Source organism: Acinetobacter sp. TG2027 (assembly GCF_000302435.1).
Lineage (GTDB): Bacteria > Pseudomonadota > Gammaproteobacteria > Pseudomonadales > Moraxellaceae > Acinetobacter > Acinetobacter pittii.
Map to the genome: position 1 here is coordinate 204,022 of NZ_AMJN01000053.1, position 25,574 is coordinate 229,595.

Sequence of the window (25,574 nt, forward strand, 5' to 3'; positions counted from 1 at the left end):
ATTATTTAATACTGCGATTAACTGAATTATTGGTATTAATTTCTCCACTTAATAAAACCGCGTGTAAATCTGAACCAAATGAACGGACATTTTCCATAACTGCTTTATTACGGCGTGTAAGCCAGTTATAACCAAGTACAGCAGGTACTGCGACTGCAAGACCAATCGCTGTCATAATCAGAGCTTCACCAACGGGGCCTGCAACTTTATCGATAGATGCTTGACCTGAGATACCAATGGCTGTTAATGCGTGATAAATTCCCCATACAGTACCAAAAAGACCAACAAATGGTGCAGTAGAACCTACTGTTGCTAAAAAGGCTAAACCACCACCTAAATGATTTTGTATTTTCTCAATTGCGCGTTGAATTGAAATGCTCACCCATGTATTAAAATCGATTCGTTCAAGTAAAGAACCGCCATGTGATTTAGTTGAATTAATGCCTTTTTCTGCAATAAAGCGATAAGCGCTACTTTGTTCTAAACCTTCTGCAGCATTATCAAGGGAGGTAGCTTCCCAGAAATGTTTTTCAGCTTCTTTGCCTTGGCGTTTGACTTTACCTTGCTGCAATAGTTTAGAGATGATGATGTACCAAGTTCCAATCGACATGAGTACTAATATAAATAAGGTAGACTTAGCAACTAAATCACCTTCGCGCCAAAGGGCTTCTAGACCATAAGGGTTTTTAACAGTTTCACTTGTTGCAGGCTTTGGTGGCGGAGTTGGAGTATTTGTATTTGAAGTAGCTTCAGTAGTTGCTGTGGCCACAGGAGTATTGCTTGTTTCTTCTGCGAAAACTGAGCTTAATGGAAGTAACGAGCAAGCTGCGATTAGACTTGCAGAAGCGAAACGAACTAAAGGTTGAGTTGATTTTTTCATCATATATCTCCAATATTTTTTAATTTCTTGCTAATTCAATTGTTTATTCAATTACAAATGGATATTCAATTTCATACCAATCTTGCTGAGGTACACCATCTTTCATTGCTGGTTTGAACGTACATAAGCTGTAAGCTTTAGTTGCCGCTTTATCTAAAATTTTGCTGCCACTCGATTTTTTTACTTTGGCATCAATAACTTTGCCGGATGTATCAACCAGAACACGTATACGCACTGTCCCTTGTTCTTCATTCATAAGTGCTTCTCGTGGATATTCTGGTTTTTCACAACCAGCAGAACCCTCTGAAACACCACGACTTACACCAGCTGGTTTGGGGGCTGGCGCAGCAGCCACTGGAGCAGGTGCGGCAACAGGGCTTGGTGATGGGGTACTAGGTGCCGCAGGAGCTGGGGTAGCCGCTTTAGTCGGTTGAGCCACTGGTGTCGTTTTTTGTACCGGTGTTGTTACTTTCTCTACTTGTTTAGGCGGCTCAGGAACCTTGGCAACTTTTTCTACCATTTTTGGTGGCTCAGGCGGTTTTTCCTTTGGTTTCGGCTCTTCCGGCTTTGGTGGAGGAGGCGGCTTAATATCCTGAATAATTTGTAATTCCACAGGTTTTTCTGCTGGTTTTTGAATATTGTTTGCTAAACCTGACATCAGAATATAGGCAACAAGAAGATGCAGAAAAATAACTGCAGCAATACCAATTAGGCGTTTGGCAGATTTATTTTCTATGTCTGTAAAAGTCATGCCCATAGTTACTCCTGAAACTGTAGACAAACAATTTTTAAAATGACTGTTTGGCTAAGAATGAGTATTTGTTCTGCAAACACAATGTTTAAAGGCATGTTTGCAGAACAACCATTTAGAACTTATATGTACCTCGTACAAAGTAAGTACGTCCTAAAGGATCTGCATAACGTGGGTCATACCCCATTTGGAAGTTGTCACCAACATTTGAAGCAGGAGGGTCTTCATCAAAGATATTCTTAATACCTGCTGTAACTTCTAGATTTTTAAAGCCTTTGTATGTGCCAGAAATATTATAAATTGTATAGTCGCTTACTTTATGATCACGATAACCTTCCGCAACAGAAGAACTTGAATTTTGGTCATCGTAACCACGAGTGAATTGTTGTTGGAAATTTACACCCCAGTTTTGGTAATTCCAATATAAATTAGCAGTATGTTTCCAACGAATAATTGGAGCATCTCCAACATATGCTCCTAAACTACTAATCCATTCTCCATCTTTTTCATTTTGATATTTATATTTAATGACATAAGTTCCATCAATTCCAAAACCAAATCGACCTGTTGCTGTCATTGGGGTTATATAATTTAGACTTACATCGACACCAGAAGTTTTTAAATCACCCATATTGTCTTGTGTAGTAATGATATGGTTAAGCGTTCCATTTGGGTTGCGTACGAACTTGTCGGCATATTTTGTTGGATTGTTAAAAATATCACTCTCAGGTAATGCAGCAATTTGATTTTCAACTTCAATATTAAAATAATCTAAGGTTAGAACTAAATTCTTAATTGGTTCAAGAACTAGGCCAGCAGTAAATGATTTTGATTCTTCAGGGTCAAGATCTTTATTTCCTCCATTTTTGCGGTCAAATTGGGTTTCGCAATCACGGCTGGCAACACCACCAGGTGGAAGAGTATCTCCTGGATTTTTAGGAGGGCCATTCGGACAAAGTACAGGATCATTATAGTACGCTGAAGTATTTGTTATAGAGTTAGGAGCATTTACTTCCCATAAAGTTGGTGCTCTAAATCCTGTGCTATAAGAGGTACGAAACATTAATTGTTTAATTGGTTCCCAGCGAAGTGCGAATTTAGGATTAAACGTATCTCCGAAATCACTGTAATCATCGTAACGGGCTGCAAGTTGAGCTTCTAATGTTTTATGTAATGGAATATGCAGTTCAGTAAAGACTGCTTTAATATCTCTTTTTCCTTTATTTGTAGGTTCATCAGGATCAACCCCTGTACTTGGTGCTTGACTAGCCACTTCAGGCACCACGTTTGAGGTCCATTCATCATGGCGATAGCTAGCTCCTATTGCAAAACCAACGTCACCTGCTGGTAATGTAAATATAGGTCGACTAGCAGTGAAATCAACAGTAGTTGAATCAACATCTGCTTTTAAATAAGCACCAGTTACTCCTAGTGTATCCCATAAGCCTGCATCTTCTGGTGCTTGTGGACCGAATGGGTTTAAAATACCATTATTTAAAGCTTCTTGAGTTCTGTTGTAGTTAAGATACCCACTGTTTAATCGATCTTCCGCTTCGCTATGAGCATAAGTAACACCAGTATTAATATCCCAACCGAATGCTTCACCCTCTAGACCACCGAATACACGATGTGACTCATTAATACTAGAACTAACACGATTACCAGCTTGAGAACGAATATAAAGTTCAAGTGGGCCACTGACTTTATTCATAGCAGGTGTAATTCCATTACCTGGATAATATTTACTATCAGGATTCAATGTTAAATCGAAGAAAACGTCTGGAGCGACAGAAGTAGTAATTTCATTACGTGCGTAAACATATTCTGCTACAGCATTTAAATTGTCATTTAGCTTAAAAGTAGCACGCCCCAATGCTGAGATATCTTCAGTTTTTGGAACAATTCCAATCACTGCTTGACTGTTATAACGGCAGAATCCACCTTGAGCGTACACGAGCGGATTACTTCCACAGCCTGTAGCTGCATATGGGTTTCCTTCGGTACCAGTTTTTGTGTCATAAAAGTTAGCAGGAAAACTACCACTGCTACCTTTTGTAATACCTAACTCTGGTAATAATCCTCCACGTTTACTAACTTTACGATCTTTAGCCATAACATCGTTGCCATGTCGATAATCAACGACACCAAAGATATTGAAGCCATTTTCATCAAGATCACCATAACCACCAAATATACTTACATCTTGTGTATCCCCCCCATTTTGCTCTGGTTGTGTCAAACCTCCACTGATGTTTAAACCAGTAAATTGTTTTTTAGTAATGAAGTTGATTACACCACCAATTGCATCTGTACCATAAATTGCTGATGCGCCATCTCGTAAGACCTCAATACGGTCTAACATAGCTAGCGGAATAATATTTAAGTTCGTAACGCCACTATCATAAGCATTTGCAGCTAAACGACGACCATTAAGTAAGATTAAGGTTTTATTGGCACCAATTCCTCGGAGGTCAGCTGCTGAGCCTACCGTTCCACTAGCACCTACATTTTGAGCAGTAACAAAACTTGATTGGTTTGCACTGATCTTTGCTAATGCTTCCTCTGTTGTTGTTACCCCTTGTTTTAAGATTTCATCAACTTTTACGATGGTAATGGGGGAAGCACTTTGTGCTGCAACTCCTTTGATTGAAGAACCTGTAACAGCAACTTTTACGACTTTTGTTGGTTTTTCATCAGTACTTGATTTTTCAGTTTCTGCTGCCTGTGCCAGGGTAAGACACATCATACTTAAACTAAGGGTGCTTAATTTAAGAATTGTTTTGCTGATCTTGGGGGTTGCCTGAGATCGAACATTGTATTTTTTTTTCATCGTGGATTTGATCCCTTTTTGTTGTCGTTAGCGATATTGCTGGAAAGTTTTTAAGCAAAGCAAGTGCCAACTATATATTTTTCTTTTTTTAGTTTATGCAAAATATTGATATATATTGATTTTATTATGTTTCAGCACGAAGGTTCATCTTTTATTAAACAAAAATAAATTTTCCGTTTGGAAAATTTTTGAACGCTGGCCAAAAGTTTCAAATTTTTTTGTATAAAAAATATACATTGCTGGACTCTTCACATGCTTAATAAATAAAAATGTATCGTTTTAGAACCTTTTTATATGTAATGTTATACTATTTGTAATGCTGGGATTTGTTATATTTTTTATTTTAAATCAATTATTTATTTTATAGTTGTTTGTTAATTTGGCTTGTCTCAATATGAATCATAATGTGTCATTAATGTATTTTATTTGTGCATTTAAGGTATTAGATGATTAACATATGCAAATATAATATTTGGCAAAAAGTTACTTTTATTTATATAGTTCAAACCATTTTAAGTACCTAATAAAAATATGAATTTCTAATATTATTAATTATTTTGCGATGAATATTAATAAATGGCATGAAATTCGCTTTATTTTCAGTAGTTACAAAAGATTGGGTTTTTTGACTTTGTTTTTCCATTTGTTCAAATAAAAATGCTTATAGAAAAGTAAAGAATTAAACCCAAATAGGCTTATCTGTTGAAAAAGAACTTTTCTTATGCAGATTTAGATGTTACTCAAAAGGATAATATCTTTTAAAAAACTAATTACGTGGGTATGAACTTGAAATTAAAATTTTTTAAGCTCGCCATTTTAAGTCTGGCTATTACATCAGTTCCTTGTGCTTACGCAATTACACCAGCACAACCAAACAAAATTTTGCACGTTGCCTATGAAGCTCCAGATGATGGCTTCGATATGGTTAAAACCACCAATTTCTATAGTGCTAATATTGCTGAGGCAATTTTTGAGCCTTTACTCAAATATGACTATCTAGCACGTCCATTACAGTTAGCTCCCTATACAGTAGAGAGCCTGCCCAAAGTGGAACAAAACGGTAAAGTTTATACTTTTAAAATTAAGCCAGGTATCTATTTTACTAATGATCCCGCTTTTAAAGGTAAACGCCGTGAGCTAGTAGCCGAAGACTACGTCTATACAATTAAACGTATTCTAGATCCTAAAAATAGAGCACCGTCTGTTTCATTCATTGATGGTAAGTTAGTAGGTGCCGATGCGGTTGTAGCCCAAGCAAAGAAAACTGGAAAATTTGATTATGCTGCTCCAATTGCAGGAGTCAAAGCACTTGATCGATATACTTTACAATTTACCTTAACTCGCCAAGACTATAATTTCCCTTATATTCTTGCCTATATTACTTTTGGCGGAGTTGCTAAAGAGGTTATTGACTATTACGGTGATCGTATTGGTATGCATCCCGTAGGTACAGGCCCTTACATGTTAAGTAAGTATGTACCAAGAAGTAAGGTCGAGTTAGTTGCCAATCCTGATTATCGTGGTTTCGTCTGGAACTTTAAGTCGACAGGAACACCTTGGGATAACCAGCTTGTTAAAGAAATGAGCGGTAAGAAAATGCCACAAATTGGAAAGGTGGTGGTCAGTATTATTGAGGAACAACAGTCAAGATGGTTAGCTTTTCAGTCGGGTCAATTAGATTTTGACAAACTTACAGCAGATGCTGTTCCTCAAGCTTTAGATGGAAATCAGCTTAAAGCTTCTTTTAAGAAGAGAGGAATTAAACACTTCCCATATAAGGAACCTGAAATTACCTATACCATGATGAACATGCGTGATCCTGTCATTGGTGGTTTTAGCCCAGAAAAGATCGCTCTTCGTAGAGCAATTACTTTGTCTTATAACCAAAAAGAAAGTATAAAACAGGCTTATAAAGGACAAGCTGTTCGGGCTGAAATGTTTATACCTGAAGGTGTGAATGGCTATAATCCGAAATATAAAAGTAGCGTAGGATACAACCCGCTGCTAGCAAATAAATTACTTGATTATTATGGTTATAAAAAGGGGGCTGATGGCTATCGAAATTTGCCAAATGGGAAACCTTTAATTTTAAAAATTAATACAGAAAATAGCTCGGCCTCAGTTATCCACTCCGAACTCTGGAAAAAGAATTTATATGCGATTGGCATTCGAGCTGACTTTAAAGTGAGTAATTTTGCAGATAACTTAAAAGCCGCAACTCAATGTAAATATATGATTTGGAGTGGGGCATGGATTGCTGACTATCCTGAAGGAGATAATTTTGCACAGTTGCTTTATGGACCAAATGCTGGGCAGGGAAACCATGCTTGTTATCAGTCTAAAACATATGATGCCCTTTATACTCAGGCCATTCATTTACCACCGCAACAACGTCTACCATATTATGAAAAGCTCAATCGCCAGATTGAAGCTGATAACCCATGGATTGTTCATGTAACTCGAATTCGTAACTGGTTAGTACGGCCACAAGTTCAGGGTTTTAAACCTCATCCTATGATGAATACAAACTGGCAATATCTTGATATTACTCCTATTAAAAAATAATTTTAGATAAAGATCATGATGACTGAAAATTTAAAACAAAAGCTCAAGCACTGTAGTATCAGCTTGCTATTCGCTAGTATGGCCTTAACGGGATCTACAAGTATTTTTGCGAAAAGCCCAGCCGATCCGAATAAAGTTTTACGTTACGTATTTCCAACTGCTGAGACAGGTTTCGACCCGGCTTATATCCATGATTTATATTCGGCGCATGTAACCACTTCGATATTTGAAACTCTATATACCTATGATTATTTAGCAAGGCCGGCAAAACTTATTCCGCAAATAGCAACCGCTATGCCAGAAGTCAGTGCCGATGGTTTGACCTATACCATTCGTATTAAGAAGGGAATTTATTTTACACCAGACCCTGTTTTTAAAGGCAAATCTAGAGAATTAACAGCCAATGATTATGCGTACTCTTTTAAGCGTTTATTGGACCCGAATCTGCGCTCTCCAAATAGCTGGTTATTAGAAAACAAAATTGAAGGTATGGATGCTTTAGTGAAAGCAGCCAATAAGTCCGGAAAATTTAACTATGATCAAAAGGTTAGTGGTTTACAAACACCTGATAAATACACTTTGGTGATTCGTTTAGTTAAACCAGACTATAACTTTCCTTTATTACTGGCCCATGACCCGACAGGTGCGGTGGCACGTGAAGTTATCGAAAAGTACAAAGACAAAGCTGGTTATGTAATGGGCCATCCTGTAGGTACAGGTCCTTATGTGCTGAGCAAGTGGGTACCAGCATCGCGTATTGTTTTAAAAGCGAATCCTGATTATCGTGGCTTTACTTGGAACTTTAATGCCAGCAGCCCTGAAGATCAGGCAATGGTAAAACGCCTTAAAGGTAAAAAAATGCCCCAAATCGGCACAATTGATATTCAGGTGATGGAAGAAAACCAATCGCGGTGGCTAGCATTTCAGCGTGGTGAGGTTGATATATTTCAGCTTGAAGGCCAACTGGTCGCAAAAGCGGTTAAAGACGGCAAACTAAGATCTGAACTTGCTAAAGAAGGTGTGCAGTTATCTCGCATTGTTGACCCCGAAATTAGCTATATTTATTGGAATCTTAAAAATCCAGTCGTTGGAGGAATGAGTAAAGAAAAAATTGCTTTACGCCGTGCGATTGCGATGTCTCGTTCGATAGATCAAGAAATTAAACTAGTAAGAAATGATGATGCACAGCGTCTACATTTTCCAATTCCACCAGGTGTAGTGGGTAATGACCCTCAATACAGAACCAGTACCCCATATTCGGTGAAAGCAGCAAATTTACTATTAGATCGATATCACTATAAAAAAGATGCCTCAGGTTGGCGTACTCAACCAGATGGGAAACCTCTGGTCATTGAATATATGGCGCGTAGTGACAGTATTGGCCAGCAAAGCGCTGAACTCTGGAAGAAAAATTTTGATAGTTTGAATATCCGTATGGTCTTTAAACCCATGCTCTTTGCAGATCTTATTCGTGCGCAAAAACAATGTGAAGGGATGTTCGGGTCTTCTGCATGGATAGCCGATTATCCAGATGGTGATAATTTTATGCAGAATTTTTATGGACCCAATACACATATGACGAACTGGTCTTGTGGTTCTACACCAGAGTTTGATCAGTTGTATCGCCAAACGCAACAAATGCAAGCAGGTGCTGAGAGAGATGCACTTTATCGAAAAATGACACGGTTGTTAGAAGTGTATATGCCTGTCCAAATCTCTTATGCACGCTACCGGAATATGCTGGCTCAACCAAAAATCATTGGATATAAGAAGCATCCAATTTTACATGCAGAGTGGATGTATTTCGATATTGATACAAATACTAAATCTAATCATTAAATGAAAAAAATTGGAGATACGATGAAAAATAATACACTGAAAATGACAACTTTATGTATGTTGACCATAGGTGTAAGTCAGTTTGCAATGGCAGAGACAACACGTCCTATTTTGCCATTACTTAAAGCACAACAACTTCCAGCATGGTGTGATGCGAATTTAAAAAAGATTCAGAAAGAGATTTCAAATTTTGAAAAAACACCTGTTAAAGATAATGCAGCAGCGGCACCTATATTGGCAAAATGGGATAAAGTTTTTGCGCATTTTGAAGATTTCTCAGGTCCTATAAGTCTATATAGTAACGTAGACCCAGATGCAAAGTTACGTAAGGCAGCAGAAGACTGTGAAATCAAAATTAATCAGTTTCATACTGATATATTTCAAAATTCAAAATTATATAACGTCATTAAGAATACAAAAGCTACTGATCCGATAGACCAAAAATATCGTCAAGATATCTTAGATCAGTTTGAAGACACAGGCGTTCAACTTGAGCCAGTAAAACGTGCACGAATGAAAGCTATTCTGGATGAGTTGACCAAACTCGAACAAGAATATGCCCGTAACGTCCGTGATAATCCAGAGAAACTTGAGTTTACTCCTGAAGAGATGAAAGGCTTACCTCAAAGTTATATTTCAGCATTAAAGAAAAATGCTAAAGGCAACTATTTATTAGGTTTTGAATATCCGGAATATCGTCCTTTTATGGAGTTGGCAGATAATGATGATGCCCGAAAAAGATATCAAATTGCCTTTACGCGACGGGGTACTGAACAAAATTTAAAACTACTTAAACAGGCAATTGATTTGCGTTATGAGCTTGCTCAGTTATTTGGAAAAGCAAGTTATGCAGATTGGGTTTTAAAAGACCGTATGGCTAAAACGCCTGAGGCTGTAAATCAATTTTTAGCAGAAGTCCAAAAAACAGTAGCGCCACTTGAACGTAAAGAAGTAGAAGAACTCCGGGAATTTAAAGCACAAACATTAAAAACACCATTAGAAAAAACCGAGATCACACGTTGGAGTGAAGCTTACTGGAGTGAAAAGCTTCGTAAGAGTAAATATCAGATCGATCAGGAAAAACTTCGTGATTATTTTCCAACCTTAGCTGCTCAAAAATGGTTGTTTGCTATTTCATCTGACCTTTATGGTATTGATTTTAAACCTGTCAAAGTTAAAGCATGGCAGGATGAAGTTGAATATTACGATGTGGTTGACAAAAAAACAGGAAAGCTTCTTGGTGGCTTATATATGGATAAATTCCCTCGTGAAGGGAAGTATGGCCATGCGGCCGTTTGGGGAGTATACGGTGGCAGCACTTTAACCAATCGATTACCAGTTTCAGCATTAGTCACCAATTTTAACCGTAAAGGGCTAAATAGCGATGAGCTTGAAACTTTTGTCCATGAGTTTGGCCACGCTTTACACGGCATTTTGTCAAATACCCGCTATACCAGTCAGTCTGGAACATCCGTAGAACGTGATTTTGTAGAAGCGCCATCTCAAATGTATGAAGAGTGGGCACGCCGTAAAGAGACTTTATCTAAAGTGGCCGATTATTGTGATCCAGCCTGCCCACGTGTTGACGATGAGTTAATTGCCCGTTTAAAAGCTGTACATAACTATGGTCGTGGCTTGCGTTATGCGCGTCAGACCCTTTATGCACAGTACGATATGTCATTGCATACTGCTGATGCATTAAAAGTAAAACCTTTAGAAAATTGGCAAAAAATGGAAGCTGCTACAGCTTTAGGTTATGTACCAACAACCGAATTTCCGGGGCAGTTTGGGCATTTGATGGGCGGTTATCAAGCAGGTTATTACGGCTATATGTGGTCTGAGGTTCTAGCTTTAGACATGCTTTCTGCTTATGGGGATAACCTTAATAACCCACAAGTAGGGCAACGTTACCGTCAAACGATCTTATCGCAAGGTAGCCAAAAACCAGCAGCTGAATTAGTTAAAGATTTCCTCGGTCGTGATCCTGACAATAAAGCATTCTTTAACGAAATTACCGGACAACGGGTTAAATAAGGAATTATCACTATGCTGGCATATGTTATTCGGCGGTTATGGCAGATGATTCCAACTATGTTGGGGGTAGTCTTACTTATTTTTATTCTTTTTAACTGGGTAGGTGGCGATCCTGCTTATATTTTAGCGGGCAAGATGTCTAATCCTGAGCAGATAGAAAACATTCGTAAGCAGCTAGGTGTAGATCAACCTTATTACGTTCAGCTCTGGATTTTCATTAAACAAATACTGACTTTTGACTATGGTGCAAGTTGGAGTACTGGCGAACCCGTTTCTCAAATTATTTTAACCCGATTAGGACCCTCGCTTACGCTTTTAATCCCACTGACTATTTTACAGACGGTTATTTCAATTATTTTGGCATTGGCTGTTGCTGCGGTACGAGGCTCTCTAACCGACCGTATGGTCATGATGCTATGTACTATTGGCATGTCGATCAGCATCTTAGTTTACATTATCGTTTTTCAATATGTTCTGGCTTATCAATTAAGTTGGTTTCCTGTGCAAGGCTGGAGCGACACCTTTACTGATAACTTATTTAAGTTTGCCTTACTACCAATTCTAATCATGCTGGTGGTGAGTATTGCACCGACTTTACGTTTATATCGTAGCTTTGTGCTTGATGAAATTAATCAGGACTATGTTAGAACAGCACGTGCTAAAGGTGTAGGTGAAAGCCGAATTTTAGGTGTACATGTACTGCGGAACGCTTCAATTCCTATTATTACCGATGTGATGTCAACTTTACCTGCATTGCTCATAGGCGCATTTTTAATTGAGCGTTTTTTTGGTATTCCCGGGATTGGTCGAGAGGTGATTATTGCAGTTGAGCGGAGTGATTTTCCTGTTATTAAGGCAATTACAGTTTACATCGCCGCTGCAACTATGATTTTTAACCTGATTGCCGATTTGGTCTACAAAGTGGTTGATCCACGTGTACAGTTGAAGTAGGTGGGCTATGCTGAGCGTTTTATCAAAAAGAAAACAACAAACAAAAGCCGAAGCTCATTCATCTGGCCTGTGGAAACTTGCCATGCGTCGTCTTCGGGCCGACAAGATCGCAATGTCATCGCTAGTGATTGTATTGCTTTATTTTATTATCTTGGTTCTATCAATGACGGGCGTGATTGCATCTGACTGGAATAAAGAGGTAGCCGTAAGTTATGCACCGCCTACATTTATAGGGGCAGATAAGACAACAGATGCAGGGCAAAAGGCGGCAGCGATTGAAGAAGAGTTACCAGAAAATCCAGTCGATCCTTTAAAAGATGTAATTAACAAGCTTAAGGATGAAATTAAACAAGAAAAGAGTGCGGGAAGTGCAATTGATTATTATGGTGTAGTTGACCCATTAGCCGATGATATGAAAACGATCGATCAGCAACTTGGAGGACATTTACTTGATCAACAAGCAGAACTGAAAAGTACCCTTGTGTTTGGAGCTGATAAATGGGGACAGGACGTTTTAAAGAAAACAATTAAAGGTGCTGAAACTTCAATTATTGTTGGGGTGATATCGGCTTTACTTGCAGTAGGAATTGGTACACTTTTAGGCGCAATTTCTGGATATTTCGGTGGTTGGGTTGATGATATTCTCAACTGGTTTTATAACATTTTTACCTCAATTCCATATTTGTTATTAGTTCTCGCGATTGCTGCAGTACTTCAACAAAAAGGCATTCTATCTATTGTTCTGATTTTGGGTTTAACGGGCTGGACGGGTGTTTATCGATTAATTCGTGCTGAATATATGAAACACAATGCACGTGAATACGTTCTTGCTGCCAAAGCAATTGGTGTTGGTCACTTCCGCCGTATGTTCATTCATATTTTCCCAAATGTCAGCCATATCGCTTTGGTCCAAATGTCAATTTTGGTGGTTTCTTTTATTAAATCTGAAGTTATTTTGAGTTTCTTGGGCTTCGGTGTGCCTGTAGGCGTAGTGTCTTGGGGAAGTATGTTAAATGAAGCACAAAGTGAACTTCTTTTAGGTAAGTGGTGGCAGCTTGTCGCAGCCTCTGTCGCAATGGCTGTTTTGGTTACGGCATTTTCAATGTTTACTGACGCACTTCGTGATGCGTTAGATCCAAAGCTAAAATAAGAGGAAGGTCAAATGTTAGAACAAGAAAATAAGAATGCACCGTTACTGCATGTTAAAAATTTACGAGTAAGTTTTAAAGGTGAAGATAAGCAATATATTGAAACCGTAAAAGGAATTACTTTTGATATTCCTGCAAATACTACGGTTGCTTTAGTAGGTGAGTCGGGTAGCGGTAAATCGGTTACTTCTTTGGCAACTATGGGGTTACTGCCTGTAGGTCAGAGTAAAATTGATGAGCAAAGTAAAATTATATTTGAAGGCAAAGATTTACTGAGCTTATCTCGTACAGAGATGCGTAAAATTTGTGGCAAAGATATTGCGATGATTTTTCAGGAGCCGATGTCATCATTAAATCCTGTTTTTACGGTTGGCAACCAAATTGCAGAAGTGTTGTGTTTGCATATGGGGTTGAGCCGTAAACAGGCTCGGCAACGCGTTCTAGAGTTGCTTAAAGAAGTAGGTATTCCTTCACCTGAAACTAAAATTGACGCCTATCCAAATCAACTTTCGGGTGGTCAACAACAACGTGTCATGATTGCTATGGCGATTGCGTGTGAGCCTAAACTGCTCATTGCCGATGAACCGACTACGGCCCTTGATGTCACGATTCAAAAGCAAATTATTGATTTACTCGAGTCATTGCGTAAGCGCCGTCAAATGTCGATGCTTTTTATTACCCACGATTTGGCATTGGTCGGTGAAATTGCAGATAAAGTCATTGTAATGCGTCATGGCGAAATTAGAGAGCAAGGTGCTGCTGAACAGGTTCTTGAACAACCTAAAGATGTATATACGAGAGCTTTGTTATATTGCCGCCCGCAAATGTCACAACGACCTTATCGTTTGCCTGTAACGAGCGATTTTATGCGTCAAGAAGACGATGTATTGGTCGAACAAAGTTTTGATGTCTCAGAAATTCCCGAGCGCAAACGTGGTTTAATTGGTGATGAGAAAATCATCTTAGAAGTAAAAGATCTGAAAAAAAGCTTTTATAGCCGTAAAGGGTTATTTGGCAAAGAAGAGTTTCAGGCAGTAAAAGGCGTTTCTTTTAAACTCGCTAAGGGAAAAACGCTTGGTTTAGTGGGAGAGTCGGGCTCCGGTAAAACGACTGTTGGGTTATTGCTCATGCGCTTACATCAAGCCTCTGGTGGACAGGCTTTCATCGAAGGTAAAGATATTCTTTCATTAACTGAAAAAGAGTTTGCTAAATATCAACGGAAAATCCAGATCATCTTTCAAAATCCCTATGCGTCTCTTAATCCACGCTTTACCATTGGACAGATTTTATTAGAGCCTATGCAAATTCATAACATTGGTAAAGATGATGCAGAGCGTAAACAAATTGCCCTTGGACTGCTTGAGCGAGTGAATCTGCCTGAACAAGCTTACTACCGATATCCACATGAGTTTTCAGGTGGACAACGTCAACGTATTGCTATTGCACGCTGTTTAACGCTAAAGCCTGAAATTTTGATTTGTGATGAATCTGTTTCTGCGCTAGATGTTTCAGTCCAAGCGCAGGTACTTAACTTATTACAAGATTTACAAGATGAGTTTGGGCTCAGCTACATCTTTATTTCACATGACTTATCGGTTGTGAAGTATATCTCTGATCAGGTCATGGTCATGAATCATGGCGAGGTTGTTGAAATAGCCAATTCAGATGAACTCTATGCACATCCTCAACATGATTATACTAAACGACTATTACAGGCGATTCCTCAAGGGATTCAACACGTTTCATAAGCGTAAAGTTATGTCGTTAAGGGCACTTTCGAGTGCCTTTTTATTTGGTTTATGTGGTAAATGCTTATAAAATAAAAGAAGTAAATGTAGAGTATTTTATTCTTGTTATGTGCGCTAATTTTAAACCTTTAACGCTTGCCCAATTACAGCGACTTCAGTTGCCTGTGGTCGGCTTTAGCTATGCCGAAGAGGTTTATCCTGCAGGAACAATGCCACTATTATTTAAATCACCACAAGGGCTTGAGTGGCGTGAAGTGATGTTCGGATTGGTTCCTAAATGGGCTGAAGATACAAATATAGCAAAACATACCTACAATGCCCGCCATGAGACTATTTTCCAAAAACCTAGCTTTCAAGAAGCCGCACTTAAATGTAAATTCGGTGTGATTCCAGTGACCGAATTTTATGAAAGTAAGTATATAAATGATAAACCTGAGCGGTGGGGTGTACGCCGTAAAGATGGTCAGGCTTTTTTCATTGCAGCAATCTATGAAATTTGCAAAATAAATGAAACGATTATTCGTTCTGCAAGCATGTTGACGATGGATGCTATAGACCATCCGATGATGAAAGATTTTCATGAGCCAGGCGATGTTAAACGATCAGTTATTGTGATTCCACATGAACGACTAGATGAATGGTTAAGTTTAGAAACACCAGATATTTCCAGCTTTATCGAAGGCTTTCCAGTTGAAGAGTTTGAATGCTCTCATGTACCAAAAGAAAAAATTATAAAACCTACACCACAGTTAAGTATGTTTGACTAATCTATCTAAAATTAAGATGAGGTTATTGATCTCAAATTTGAATCAATAACCTATATCACTTATTCAATATTTTTACTTAGTGTTTGTACCTCGGAATCTTCAGCTAAATAGCTCAACTCAATCGGTGAAATCACAAAAGTTGTATTATCTGAGGTCTGTTTAAATACAAAACCATATTCAAAAGATTGGCTATTTTTACTTGGTAACCAGAATAGATAAGGGCAGCCAGTATAACTACCATCCCAACCCATTTCTCTAGCGAGAGCCAACGCTGTATCAGATTTTGCTATGATTTCTTTGAGAGATTCTTTATCTCGTGTTGAAACATCACCATCATCATCTGCAAATGTTTGTAGAAACTCATTTAAGGGCTTAAGGTCTTCCCAGTTATGTTCTATTGTAGAGAAATGATATCCATATAGCATCATGTGCACTTTCTTCCATCTTGTTATTGTGTTCTTGAACATACCAAGAAATATATGAAAAGGAAATGGATAAATCTGATTTAAGTTGTTTATTTTTCATAACTTATAGATTGTTTTTTGTACGGAATAAAGACTTTTATAAATATTAAAATTATTCATATTACCTAAATAGCATAGGTGGAAAGCAATGGCCTAATGATTAAGATAAATTACTATTTTAGTAAATCAAACTGTTGGCGAATATAGAATTGTTCATAATTCACCTATAATAGAAGTGAAACTATGTAGAGCATATTTATGTTTATAACAACTACACGCCCACAAGATAATTTAATTAATCAACTTCTGCCTATTCTGGAACAGGCGAGTCAGATTTTACTAGAAGAATATCAAAACTATTCTGCGGGTTATGAGTTTACTATTCATGAAAAGCAAGATGATTCACCTGTAACCCAAGCAGATCTAAAGGTAAATAGATTTTTATTAAAGCATCTTGCAGAGATTACTCCAGAGTTACCTGTATTGTCTGAAGAAAGTGATTATAGTGCCCGTCATGACTGGTCTACTTGTTGGATGTTAGATCCGCTTGATGGTACGAAAGAGTTTATACATGAACGTGATGAATTTACGATCAATCTAAGCTTGATCAACGGTAAAGAAACAGTTTTCTCAGTTATTGCCGTGCCATGTGAACAAGTTGTGTACTTAGGATATCTGCAAGATTTACCTTTTAAATATAGCTTTAGCCAACAACAATGGTATCAATATCAGGTCAATTCAACTTCGTTAGATGCCCCTATACAAATAGGACTTAGTCACGGTAGTAAAAATCCAAAATACCAAAAATTTATTCAACCTATAGAAAAAGAACATCGTATTATTCGACGAGAAGCTGGGAGTGCCTATAAGTTTTGCATGATGTTAGAAGGTGAAATAGATATTTACCCACGCTTTCATCCTACTTCTGAATGGGATACCAGTTCTGGTCAAGGTCTCTTAGAAAGTATAGGCGGTGGTTTACTTACTCTTGATGGAAAACCTTTTGAATATAACCAAAGAAGCACGGTTTTAAATAAGGGCTTTATCGCTTTTCGTGATCAGGAAAGCAAAAAAATAGCATTTGAAGCATTAGCCCAATCAGGTGTTATAGATTGAGAGTTATGCCAGACATGTTATAGTGGCAAAGTATTGAAAAAAGATGACAAGATAAAGATGGCACTCGATTTATTGCCTAAAAGTATGTTTGAAGCAATTGATTTATTGCCCGATGCTTCAACTCCTGTAACCTTATTTACGCGCCATTCTTTAAGAGAACTTGTAGATGGGCAGGGCTTGGCTGGTTATGATCTCCAACTTACTCCTCAAGGACGTGAGCTTGCGCAGGCATGGGGTAATTACTTAATCAAAAATACAGATCGTGTTATTCAGCATTGTATTTCAAGTCCAATACAACGCTGTGTCGATACGGCGGCACTCATGATTGAAGGGGCTGACGATGTAAGTCCCCAATCAAATACTCATACGATTGAAATTATTGAGCAAGGGCTACTTGTTGAACCGGGTAGCTTTGTGTTGGATATACAACAAGCTGCTCCTTATTTTAAAAAGCAGGGTGCTTTAGGTTTTATTAATAGTTTTGTAAATAATGCATTACCGGGTATGAAACATCCCATTACAGGTGTTTTAGATGTACTAGAGCTTATTTACCGGACTCATCCAAAAACTAAAGGCGGTCTTAGTTTAGCCGTGAGTCATGACACGATTATTGCAGCCATTGTTGCTGTAATTTCTGGCGAAAATAAAATTAAGAAAGAAGACTGGCCGGAAATGATGGAAGGATTATTTGTATGGTTTGAAGGTGAAGAGTTTCCAAATTGTAAATTAAAGTGGATTTGGAGAGGAAAAGCCTATGAGCTGAATGTAGCTAAATTTCATAAAGTGCTATAAGCTCAAAAACGATAGATAATAAAAAAAGCCCTATTGGGCTTTTTTTACATGTTCAAATTAGTTAGCTAACGCTTTAACTTGAGCATTTAAACGGCTCTTATGACGAGCAGCTTTATTTTTGTGGATGATGCCTTTATCAGCCATGCGGTCGATTACAGGAACAGCTTTTTTGTAAGCTTCTGTAGCAACAGCATAATCACCACCAGCGATTGCACTTAAAGTACGTTTGATGTAGGTACGAACCATAGAACGCAAGCTTGCGTTGTGTTTACGCGCTGTAACGTTTTGACGCGCACGTTTTTTAGCTTGAGCAGAGTTTGCCACTCTTGCACTCCTTGAAAATAAGTTGGTCTGGGCGGGCTGTGGTCAATTCAGTAAACTGGTGTAACCATCACCAGCCCGTAAACAAGTGCCATATTGTGATGAATCAACACCGTGAAGTCAAGCCTTGCGAGCATTTTAAGCGGTTTTAGGGGCTGCTAAAACGGTAAGAAAAGGTTAAATTTGATACAAACTTAAAGAGGGTTGGATAAAAAATGACTATAAGTACTAAAAAAGCAATTGTGATAGGTGCTACGGGACTTGTGGGTTTAGCGCTTGTCGAACAGCTTGAGCAAACTCCGGAATTTGAAGCGATTACTGTTGTGGTCAGAAAAGAATCACAACTACTTAATACATATAAAAAAGTTACTCAACTCGTTATAGAGGATTTTTTATTACTCAATGATGAAGATGTGAATGGCCATACCCATGCATTTAGCTGTCTTGGAACAACATTAAAAATGGCTGGTTCAAAACAGGCTTTTTACGCTGTAGATTATGAAATCAATGCTCATTTAGCAGATTTAGTGCAAGATAAACATATTCATCTATTGCTAGTGAGTGCTCTTGGCGCAAATGCAAATTCTCCAATTTTCTATAATAAAGTGAAAGGACAGTTAGAGGATTATATTGAGAGCTTAGAACTCGAAAAACTATCTATTTTTAGACCGTCTTTACTGATTGGTAAACGCAGCGATGTACGGTTTATTGAAGACTTAGGGCAGAGTCTATTTAAACTTATTGAGAATAAATTTCAAAAGCCATTCAAATATAAGCCAGTAACTGTCGAGCAATTGGCTCATACGATGGTCGTAGCGGCGCTAACGCAAATTGAAGCCTTTAAACGATATGATAATCTGAGCATACAACAAACTCGATAAGGGAGTATTAAAGTGTCGACAGTACCATTTGTAACATGTGATTTATTAGATGATAACCCTGAAAAAGGCTTACAGGTTGTAATCCCATCAATGGATGGCAAGTTCTTTCAAAGTTATGGAGCTCGTAAAACTTTTGGGGGACAGGTTGTAACAGTAAAGTGCTTTGAAGATAACTCACGTGTAAAAGAGTTATTGGCAACAGATGGTACAGGTAAAGTATTAGTTGTGGATGGTGGTGCATCTATGCGCTGTGCACTCATGGGTGATTTGATTGCTGAGTCAGCAGTTAAAAACAACTGGAATGGTGTGGTGATTTACGGTTGTGTACGAGACGTTGATGCACTTGCGACCTTAGATTTGGGAGTACATGCATTGGCTGCAATTCCACAAAAAAGTAATCGTAAGGGCATTGGTGAGGTAGATATTAATTTGTATTTTGGTGGAGTCACAATTCAATCTGGTGATTTTATCTATGCTGATAATAATGGGATTGTGATAGCAAAAGAAAAATTAGTCTAATTCTCTAATATAAAGGAAGGCATGATGGTGATTCATCAAATTAAAGTACTTCAAGCAGTTGTATCTGCAATTGCTGAAGGTGGTAGAGGTGTTACAGGAACAGCATTTCCACAACAACCTGTAAAAGCTTTGAAACTATATGAATTTGAAGGTTCACCATTTTGCCGTCGTGTTCGTGAAGTGATTACACTTTTGAATCTGGACGTTGAAATTTATCCATGTCCTAAAGGCGGAACAAAGTATCGTTCAGTTGTAAAAGAAAAAGGCGGCAAATTGCAGTTTCCATTTTTAATTGATGAAAATACTGGCGATCAGCTATATGAATCACAGGATATTATTCATCATTTATTTAAACATTATGGTAAGACAGGGAAAACACCGCAGAAATTTTCGAGTTATCCAAACATGCCTTATGTTGCAGTTGCTGGAACTATATTAAATGGAGCTCGTGGAATATGGATAAATAAAAAAATTGTTGATAGAGCTGCGCCTGAGCAAAAACTTGAGTTATGGAGTTTTGAAGCAAGTCCGTATTCACGAATTGTAAGAAGCCTACTCTCTGAACTTGAGCTTCCATATATTTTGCATAATGTGGCAAAAGAGAGATGGCAAGATATGGGACCTGCTATTCTTCGCTTAAAACCAGGGAAATATATACCTTTAGAAGGTGGAAAAAGAGAAAAGTTGTTGCCTATTATGCAAGGTAAAATGCAAGTACCATACTTGGTAGACCCAAATACGGGAGTGAAGATGTTTGAGTCGGCTCAAATCGTAAAGTATTTAAAAAAGCAATATGGATGTTGATTAAGGTTAATTTGAGTAAGAGTTTAAGGCGTTTTACTTAAACTCTTATCAACATCAGATTTCTTAACAGGCTGTATGAAAAAAATATGAGTATGCTAAATTAATAAACTTAAATACCTAAAAAGGCATATTTTATGGAATGTATGAGAATTCAACCTGTAACGAGTGCTCCTGGTGAAAATGCATTATTTATTGTATTGGGACTAGCTCAAGGTGATTCTGTAGTAGAAAAAGTAAAAGATTTTGCTGCTAATTTTTCAGCACTAACCAGAAGTCTCTTTAATCGTTATCCAGATAGTAAATTTAATGCTACTTTAGGTTTTAGCTCCAATGCATGGGATATATTATTTCCAGAGCAATCCAAGCCTCAAGAGTTACAAACATTTCAAGAAATTAGAGGTCCGAAATACACGGCTGTCTCAACTCCGGGTGATTTATTTTTTCATATACGTGCTGATCGTCAGACTTTATGTTACGAGCTGGGCAATATAATTAATCAACAGCTTGGTAAAGTAACGTATCCAATTGATGAAGTTCATGGTTTTCGTTATTTTGACGGTCGTGCAATTATTGGCTTTGTGGATGGAACAGAGAATCCTGAACCTGTTATTGCAGCACAGTGGGCATTAGTAGGCGATGAAGACCCTGACTTTATCGGGGGAAGTTATGCTTTTATCCAGAAATATACACATGATATGGACAAATGGCGTTCATTAACAGATGAAGAACAAGAAAAAGTGATTGGCCGTAAAAAGTTCAATGATGTTGAGCTCGGCGATGATGAAAAACCTTTAACGGCTCATAATGTCGTTAGTAAAGCTCATGACGCAGAAGGCAATGAGCTTAAAATTATGCGAGCTAATATGCCTTTTTCAAATCCGTCTAGAAATGAATATGGCACATTCTTTATTGGTTACTCGCGTAAATTTAGTACAACCCGACAAATGCTTGAAAACATGTTTTTAGGTAATGAGGATGGTAATCTTGATCGGTTGCTTGACTTTAGTACTGCTCAAACAGGTACTTTATTTTTTGTACCGACTGTAGATTTTCTTGATGATTTAGGCGATGAATAGTCGTTAATTTAGAAGACTCAAATGATGGGAGTGACTAGATTACTTCCATTATTTAAATTGAAATAAATATGATGTGATGAAATGTTTAAGAAGATAACTCAGCTTTTTCAAGGCTCAAAAGAAACGCCAGAACAACTTTACTTGCAAGAGAATCAATTAAAATTTGATTCTGAACGTGGGCCTATCATTAATGATGTAGTGATTAATCAAAAGTGGTCAGAGCATCTTGAATATTTCTCAAACCGTAAATTACAGAATTTTGATAATCTTCAAAAGTTATTTCAAATTACGCCACAAATTAATGAAAAGATTGATCTAGAAATCGCAACACAGCGCTATGTTGCAAGATTAGAAAATACTCAAGAAAAACTACTTCAACTCAAAGCGATTATACAAATATTGAATCAATATTACGTTTTGTTTTTGCGTGATAAATAATCATAGTTGATTGATTAAAAAATATAAAAAAGTAGGGCCAACTAGTAGTTTGATTTTCAAAAAAATAACTCATTTCACTAAAAACATCATGCTACTATTGAGCTCATATCTTCTTAGCTGATAAAAGCCATATACATGTTTCAACAAGAAATCTCTCAATTGAATTTACAACAGCTCAAAGCCGGTGAAAAGCGTTGGGTAGGGTCGTTATTAGGTTCATCTGCTGCATTATTATTCAAAGAAATTGCCGTTCAGCATTCATCTTTGCTCGTTGTAGTAGCTCGAAATAACCAACATGTTGCTCAGTTAGAAAGTGAACTTGAATTTTATGGCATAAAACCGACAATTTTCCCTGATTGGGAAATTTTGCCGTATGACCGCTTGTCACCTCATCAAGATATTGTTTCAGAACGACTCGCGATTTTATCGAATATGCCGCAAAAAGGTGTATTGCTCGTTTCAGCAAGCACTTTAGCTCAAAGAGTTGCACCATATTCTTGGGTTTTAGGGGAGCATTTTGATATACGTGTGGGGCAAAAATTTGATTTAGAACAACAGAAGCTACGTTTAGTTCAAGCTGGGTATCATTTAGTAGATACGGTTTATGACCATGGTGAGTTTGCTGTACGTGGCAGCATTATGGATATTTTTGCATCTGGTCAGGATGCACCTATCCGCATTGACCTGTTTGATGATGAAATTGATACTTTAAAATTCTTTGATCCAGAAACGCAAAGAACAACAACTACTTTAAAAAGTTTTACCGTCTTACCAGCAAAAGAGTTCCCATTAAAAGAAGCTCGTTCAATTTTTAGAGACCGTTATTCTGAACTTTTTCCGACTGCAAATCCTAAGAAAAACCCAATTTACCAAGATGTTCTTGATGGAATTGCATCTCCGGGAATTGAGTTTTATTTACCGTTATTTTTTGATAAAACTTACATGCAATCTCAAAGTACACTCACAACGTACTTTCCAAAGAATTGCATTGTAATTACAAATAATGATATTGATACTGATTTAACCAGTTTTTGGAAAGAAGTTTTCCGTCGCTATGAAGATAGACGCCATAACGCAGACCAGCCAATTCTCCCACCTGATGAGTTATTTATTGCACCAAATAACTTACTAAGTGCTTTAAATCAATTCCCACGTATGCTTGTGAGCGCTGAAGCAGTTGAAGAAAAAGCTGGGGCTCTAAATCTTAAGGTTGAGCAACCACCTAAGTTGCCAGTTGATCCGAAAAAAGACAAACCATTTGCCGTAGTTAAAAAATATATTGATGAAGCAAATCATCCTGTTTTATTGGTTGCAGAAAGTGCTGGTCGACGTGAAAGTTTAAGAGATGGCTTGCGTGCTAGCCTAGGAGATATTCCTAGCGTAGATAGCTTTGAGCAATTCCAGAAAAGTCAGTTTGCGATTGCGATTACGAATGCACCCTTAGACCGTGGTTTGCTTTTAACCGATGAATTGTCTGTTATTTCAGAAAATCAATTATATGAGCATCGCGTAGTTCAACGTCGTCGTAAACGTCAGCAAGAAGTTTCAGAAGAGTTTCTAATTCGTAGTTTGACCGAATTAAGCATAGGTGCTCCCGTTGTTCATATCGATCATGGTGTCGGGCGTTATGCTGGATTAATTACTTTGGCAATTGAAGGGCAAGATTATGAATTCTTGCAACTAGACTATGCTGAAGAGGCAAAAGTTTATGTGCCTGTGACTAACTTGCACCTCATTAGCCGCTATAGTGGCGGAGATCCAGATTTAGCACCATTACACAAAATTGGAACTGACGCGTGGAGTAAGGCTAAACGTAAAGCTTTAGAACAAATTCATGATGTTGCAGCAGAGTTGCTACATATACAGGCACGTCGTCAGTCAAAACCTGGTTTTGGCTTTGAAGTCGATCAGTCGCTTTATATGCAATTTGCAAGCGGATTTGCGTATGAAGAAACACTTGATCAAGCCAATGCTATTGAAGCGACGCTTTATGATATGCAACAAGCTAAACCGATGGATCGACTTGTTTGTGGGGACGTTGGTTTTGGTAAAACAGAAGTTGCAATGCGAGCAGCATTTGTTGCGGTGCAAAATGGTAAGCAGGTCGCTGTATTAGTACCGACGACATTACTTGCTCAACAGCATTATGAATCTTTTAAAGACCGCTTTGCCGACTGGCCTGTTCGTATTGAAGTATTATCACGCTTTGGTTCAAATAAAACGCATACGAAAAATATTGAAGATCTTGCTGAGGGCAAAGTCGATATTGTGGTGGGTACCCATAAACTTTTACAAGAAAATGTACAGTTTAAAGATCTAGGGTTAATGGTAGTCGATGAAGAACATCGTTTTGGTGTGCGTGATAAAGAGCGTATTAAAGCATTACGCGCAGATGTTGATATGTTAACACTTACAGCTACACCAATTCCACGTACTTTAAATATGGCTTTTTCGGGAATGCGTGATTTATCTATCATTGCTACACCGCCAGCCCGTCGTTTAGCTGTTAAAACCTTTGTACAAGAACATACCGAAGCGTCTATTAAAGAAGCGATCTTGCGTGAGTTACTACGTGGTGGCCAAGTATATTTCTTGCACAATGAAGTTGATACGATTGAGAGAGCAGCTGAAAATATTCGCGTGCTTGTTCCTGAAGCTCGTGTAGCAGTGGCTCACGGACAAATGAGGGAAAGAGAACTTGAGCAAGTCATGCAACAGTTCTATCACAAAGAATACAATGTATTGGTATGTTCAACAATTATCGAAACTGGAATTGATGTTCCAAATGCCAACACTATTTTGATAGAAAGGGCTGACAAACTTGGTTTAGCTCAACTACACCAATTACGTGGCCGTGTAGGACGTTCACATCACCAAGCTTATGCCTATTTATTGGTTCCTTCGATAAAGCATTTAAAAGGTGATGCTGAAAAACGTCTAGATGCAATACAACGTGCTTCAACTTTAGGTGCTGGTTTCATGCTGGCTACAGAAGATTTAGAAATTCGAGGTGCCGGTGAACTTTTAGGTGAGCAGCAAAGTGGTTCAATGCAGGCAATTGGTTATAGCTTGTATATGGAAATGCTTGAAAAAGCTACTAAGGCGATTCAACAAGGGAAAACACCGAATTTTGATGCACCTTTATCGTTAACAGCAGAAATTAATTTACACATTCCTGCACTGATTCCAGATGAGTATTTAGGTGACGTACATCAGCGTTTATTATTCTATAAGCGTATTAGTAATACAGATACCCAAGAAAAGCTCGACAATATCCGTATGGAGCTTATTGACCGTTTTGGGGTTCCACCGCAATCAGTTAAACACTTATTTAGTGTTCATCAAATTCGACTGAAAGCTGAACAGTTAGGGATTACTAAAATCGATATTAATACTCAAGGCGGCAATATTGAATTCTCGCCTGATACACCTGTTCAGGCCATCAGTATTATTCAACTCATGCAAAAGCATCCAACCTATTATCGTATGGAAGGTGGTCAACGTTTAAAGGTTATGGTTCAGCTTGAGGAACAGGAAAAACGAATCCAATTTATTAATGATTTATTAGCGAAATTATTGAATGAATTACATGCTTAAATAGTGTTTTAAAGTGATTTTCATTCTATACAAATCCTTTGTGTGTTGATAAC

21 protein-coding genes are annotated in these 25,574 nt (G+C 37.9%); 15 read left to right on the forward strand and 6 right to left on the reverse strand.

The genetic code is table 11. From position 1 onward, the window contains the following. Position 1: 1 nt before the first annotated feature. The 4 genes from B806_RS0115110 to B806_RS19780 form a co-directional block, all read right to left on the reverse strand. A complete protein-coding gene (locus B806_RS0115110) occupies positions 2-883 on the reverse strand; it encodes a MotA/TolQ/ExbB proton channel family protein (RefSeq protein ID WP_079380956.1) in 882 nt (293 codons plus the stop codon). Positions 884-923: 40 nt separating this feature from the next. Further along, complete coding sequence (locus tag B806_RS0115115) at positions 924-1,637, reverse strand: energy transducer TonB (RefSeq protein WP_017386841.1); 714 nt, start codon at positions 1,635-1,637, stop codon at positions 924-926. A gap of 109 nt (positions 1,638-1,746) precedes the next feature. After that, the gene (locus tag B806_RS0115120) at positions 1,747-4,461 is read right to left on the reverse strand and encodes a TonB-dependent receptor (RefSeq protein WP_017386842.1); all 2,715 of its coding nucleotides are present in this window, start codon (positions 4,459-4,461) and stop codon (positions 1,747-1,749) included. A gap of 520 nt (positions 4,462-4,981) precedes the next feature. Next, entirely contained in the window at positions 4,982-5,104 is a 123-nt protein-coding gene (locus tag B806_RS19780) for a hypothetical protein (protein WP_125514701.1), read from the reverse strand. 131 nt (positions 5,105-5,235) lie between these two features. Here B806_RS19780 and B806_RS0115130 point away from each other — a divergent pair, with 131 nt between their 5' ends. The 7 genes from B806_RS0115130 to B806_RS0115160 all read left to right on the forward strand — a co-directional run bounded on the left by B806_RS0115130 (position 5,236) and on the right by B806_RS0115160 (position 15,513). Next, complete coding sequence (locus tag B806_RS0115130) at positions 5,236-7,026, forward strand: ABC transporter substrate-binding protein (RefSeq protein ID WP_079380955.1); 1,791 nt, start codon at positions 5,236-5,238, stop codon at positions 7,024-7,026. Positions 7,027-7,041: 15 nt separating this feature from the next. After that, the gene (locus B806_RS0115135) at positions 7,042-8,865 is read left to right on the forward strand and encodes an ABC transporter substrate-binding protein (protein ID WP_017386845.1); all 1,824 of its coding nucleotides are present in this window, start codon (positions 7,042-7,044) and stop codon (positions 8,863-8,865) included. Beyond that, a complete protein-coding gene (locus tag B806_RS0115140) occupies positions 8,866-10,899 on the forward strand; it encodes a M3 family metallopeptidase (RefSeq protein WP_017386846.1) in 2,034 nt (677 codons plus the stop codon). Between the two features lie 12 nt (positions 10,900-10,911). Next, complete coding sequence (locus B806_RS0115145) at positions 10,912-11,850, forward strand: ABC transporter permease (protein WP_000881922.1); 939 nt, start codon at positions 10,912-10,914, stop codon at positions 11,848-11,850. 7 nt (positions 11,851-11,857) lie between these two features. Further along, a complete protein-coding gene (locus tag B806_RS0115150) occupies positions 11,858-13,000 on the forward strand; it encodes an ABC transporter permease (protein WP_017386847.1) in 1,143 nt (380 codons plus the stop codon). A gap of 12 nt (positions 13,001-13,012) precedes the next feature. After that, positions 13,013-14,746, forward strand: coding sequence for an ABC transporter ATP-binding protein (locus tag B806_RS0115155; RefSeq protein WP_017386848.1), 1,734 nt, complete (start codon positions 13,013-13,015; stop codon positions 14,744-14,746). A 107-nt stretch (positions 14,747-14,853) separates the two neighbouring features. Further along, positions 14,854-15,513 (forward strand): SOS response-associated peptidase family protein, encoded by a 660-nt coding sequence (locus B806_RS0115160; RefSeq protein ID WP_031944704.1) that lies wholly within the window; start codon positions 14,854-14,856, stop codon positions 15,511-15,513. A 59-nt stretch (positions 15,514-15,572) separates the two neighbouring features. Here the strand turns inward: B806_RS0115160 and B806_RS0115165 are convergent, their stop codons facing one another. Continuing rightward, positions 15,573-15,941 carry a hypothetical protein gene (locus B806_RS0115165; RefSeq protein ID WP_005069482.1) on the reverse strand — a complete coding sequence of 123 codons (369 nt, stop codon included), beginning with the start codon at positions 15,939-15,941 and terminating at the stop codon, positions 15,573-15,575. 294 nt (positions 15,942-16,235) lie between these two features. On the opposite strand from B806_RS0115165, the gene B806_RS0115170 reads away from it, so the two are divergent. Together B806_RS0115170 and B806_RS0115175 are read left to right on the forward strand one after the other, a co-directional pair. Continuing rightward, complete coding sequence (locus tag B806_RS0115170) at positions 16,236-17,093, forward strand: 3'(2'),5'-bisphosphate nucleotidase CysQ (RefSeq protein ID WP_017386850.1); 858 nt, start codon at positions 16,236-16,238, stop codon at positions 17,091-17,093. Positions 17,094-17,150: 57 nt separating this feature from the next. Continuing rightward, a complete protein-coding gene (locus tag B806_RS0115175; RefSeq protein WP_002117975.1) occupies positions 17,151-17,885 on the forward strand; it encodes a histidine phosphatase family protein in 735 nt (244 codons plus the stop codon). A 57-nt stretch (positions 17,886-17,942) separates the two neighbouring features. On the opposite strand, the gene rpsT is transcribed toward B806_RS0115175, so the two are convergent. Beyond that, positions 17,943-18,209 carry a 30S ribosomal protein S20 gene (rpsT, locus tag B806_RS0115180; RefSeq protein ID WP_002117906.1) on the reverse strand — a complete coding sequence of 89 codons (267 nt, stop codon included), beginning with the start codon at positions 18,207-18,209 and terminating at the stop codon, positions 17,943-17,945. 212 nt (positions 18,210-18,421) lie between these two features. Here rpsT and B806_RS0115185 point away from each other — a divergent pair, with 212 nt between their 5' ends. From B806_RS0115185 to mfd, 6 genes are all read left to right on the forward strand, one after another. Then, complete coding sequence (locus B806_RS0115185; RefSeq protein ID WP_017386851.1) at positions 18,422-19,087, forward strand: NAD(P)H-binding protein; 666 nt, start codon at positions 18,422-18,424, stop codon at positions 19,085-19,087. A 12-nt stretch (positions 19,088-19,099) separates the two neighbouring features. Continuing rightward, positions 19,100-19,606 carry a ribonuclease E activity regulator RraA gene (rraA, locus tag B806_RS0115190; RefSeq protein ID WP_005076226.1) on the forward strand — a complete coding sequence of 169 codons (507 nt, stop codon included), beginning with the start codon at positions 19,100-19,102 and terminating at the stop codon, positions 19,604-19,606. A 21-nt stretch (positions 19,607-19,627) separates the two neighbouring features. Next, the gene (locus B806_RS0115195; RefSeq protein ID WP_079380954.1) at positions 19,628-20,410 is read left to right on the forward strand and encodes a glutathione S-transferase N-terminal domain-containing protein; all 783 of its coding nucleotides are present in this window, start codon (positions 19,628-19,630) and stop codon (positions 20,408-20,410) included. A 143-nt stretch (positions 20,411-20,553) separates the two neighbouring features. Continuing rightward, on the forward strand, positions 20,554-21,486 hold the full coding sequence (locus B806_RS0115200; RefSeq protein WP_025466025.1) for a Dyp-type peroxidase: 933 nt from the start codon (positions 20,554-20,556) through the stop codon (positions 21,484-21,486). An 81-nt stretch (positions 21,487-21,567) separates the two neighbouring features. Further along, positions 21,568-21,924, forward strand: a complete 357-nt coding sequence (locus B806_RS0115205) for a hypothetical protein (protein ID WP_017386854.1) — start codon at positions 21,568-21,570, stop codon at positions 21,922-21,924. A gap of 135 nt (positions 21,925-22,059) precedes the next feature. After that, positions 22,060-25,521, forward strand: a complete 3,462-nt coding sequence (mfd, locus tag B806_RS0115210; protein WP_017386855.1) for a transcription-repair coupling factor — start codon at positions 22,060-22,062, stop codon at positions 25,519-25,521. Positions 25,522-25,574: the final 53 nt, after the last annotated feature.

Bases quoted from the DNA above. Each gene is read 5' to 3' on its own strand.
- B806_RS0115110 (WP_079380956.1), bottom strand. From the start codon at position 883: ATGATGAAAAAATCAACTCAACCTTTAGTTCGTTTCGCTTCTGCAAGT.
- B806_RS0115115 (WP_017386841.1), bottom strand. From the start codon at position 1,637: ATGGGCATGACTTTTACAGACATAGAAAATAAATCTGCCAAACGCCTA.
- B806_RS0115120 (WP_017386842.1), bottom strand. From the start codon at position 4,461: ATGAAAAAAAAATACAATGTTCGATCTCAGGCAACCCCCAAGATCAGC.
- B806_RS19780 (WP_125514701.1), bottom strand. From the start codon at position 5,104: ATGGAAAAACAAAGTCAAAAAACCCAATCTTTTGTAACTACTGAAAAT.
- B806_RS0115135 (WP_017386845.1), top strand. From the start codon at position 7,042: ATGATGACTGAAAATTTAAAACAAAAGCTCAAGCACTGTAGTATCAGC.
- B806_RS0115140 (WP_017386846.1), top strand. From the start codon at position 8,866: ATGAAAAAAATTGGAGATACGATGAAAAATAATACACTGAAAATGACA.
- B806_RS0115145 (WP_000881922.1), top strand. From the start codon at position 10,912: ATGCTGGCATATGTTATTCGGCGGTTATGGCAGATGATTCCAACTATG.
- B806_RS0115150 (WP_017386847.1), top strand. From the start codon at position 11,858: ATGCTGAGCGTTTTATCAAAAAGAAAACAACAAACAAAAGCCGAAGCT.
- B806_RS0115155 (WP_017386848.1), top strand. From the start codon at position 13,013: ATGTTAGAACAAGAAAATAAGAATGCACCGTTACTGCATGTTAAAAAT.
- B806_RS0115160 (WP_031944704.1), top strand. From the start codon at position 14,854: ATGTGCGCTAATTTTAAACCTTTAACGCTTGCCCAATTACAGCGACTT.
- B806_RS0115165 (WP_005069482.1), bottom strand. From the start codon at position 15,941: ATGATGCTATATGGATATCATTTCTCTACAATAGAACATAACTGGGAA.
- B806_RS0115170 (WP_017386850.1), top strand. From the start codon at position 16,236: ATGTTTATAACAACTACACGCCCACAAGATAATTTAATTAATCAACTT.
- B806_RS0115175 (WP_002117975.1), top strand. From the start codon at position 17,151: ATGGCACTCGATTTATTGCCTAAAAGTATGTTTGAAGCAATTGATTTA.
- B806_RS0115185 (WP_017386851.1), top strand. From the start codon at position 18,422: ATGACTATAAGTACTAAAAAAGCAATTGTGATAGGTGCTACGGGACTT.
- B806_RS0115195 (WP_079380954.1), top strand. From the start codon at position 19,628: ATGATGGTGATTCATCAAATTAAAGTACTTCAAGCAGTTGTATCTGCA.
- B806_RS0115200 (WP_025466025.1), top strand. From the start codon at position 20,554: ATGAGAATTCAACCTGTAACGAGTGCTCCTGGTGAAAATGCATTATTT.
- B806_RS0115205 (WP_017386854.1), top strand. From the start codon at position 21,568: ATGTTTAAGAAGATAACTCAGCTTTTTCAAGGCTCAAAAGAAACGCCA.
- mfd (WP_017386855.1), top strand. From the start codon at position 22,060: ATGTTTCAACAAGAAATCTCTCAATTGAATTTACAACAGCTCAAAGCC.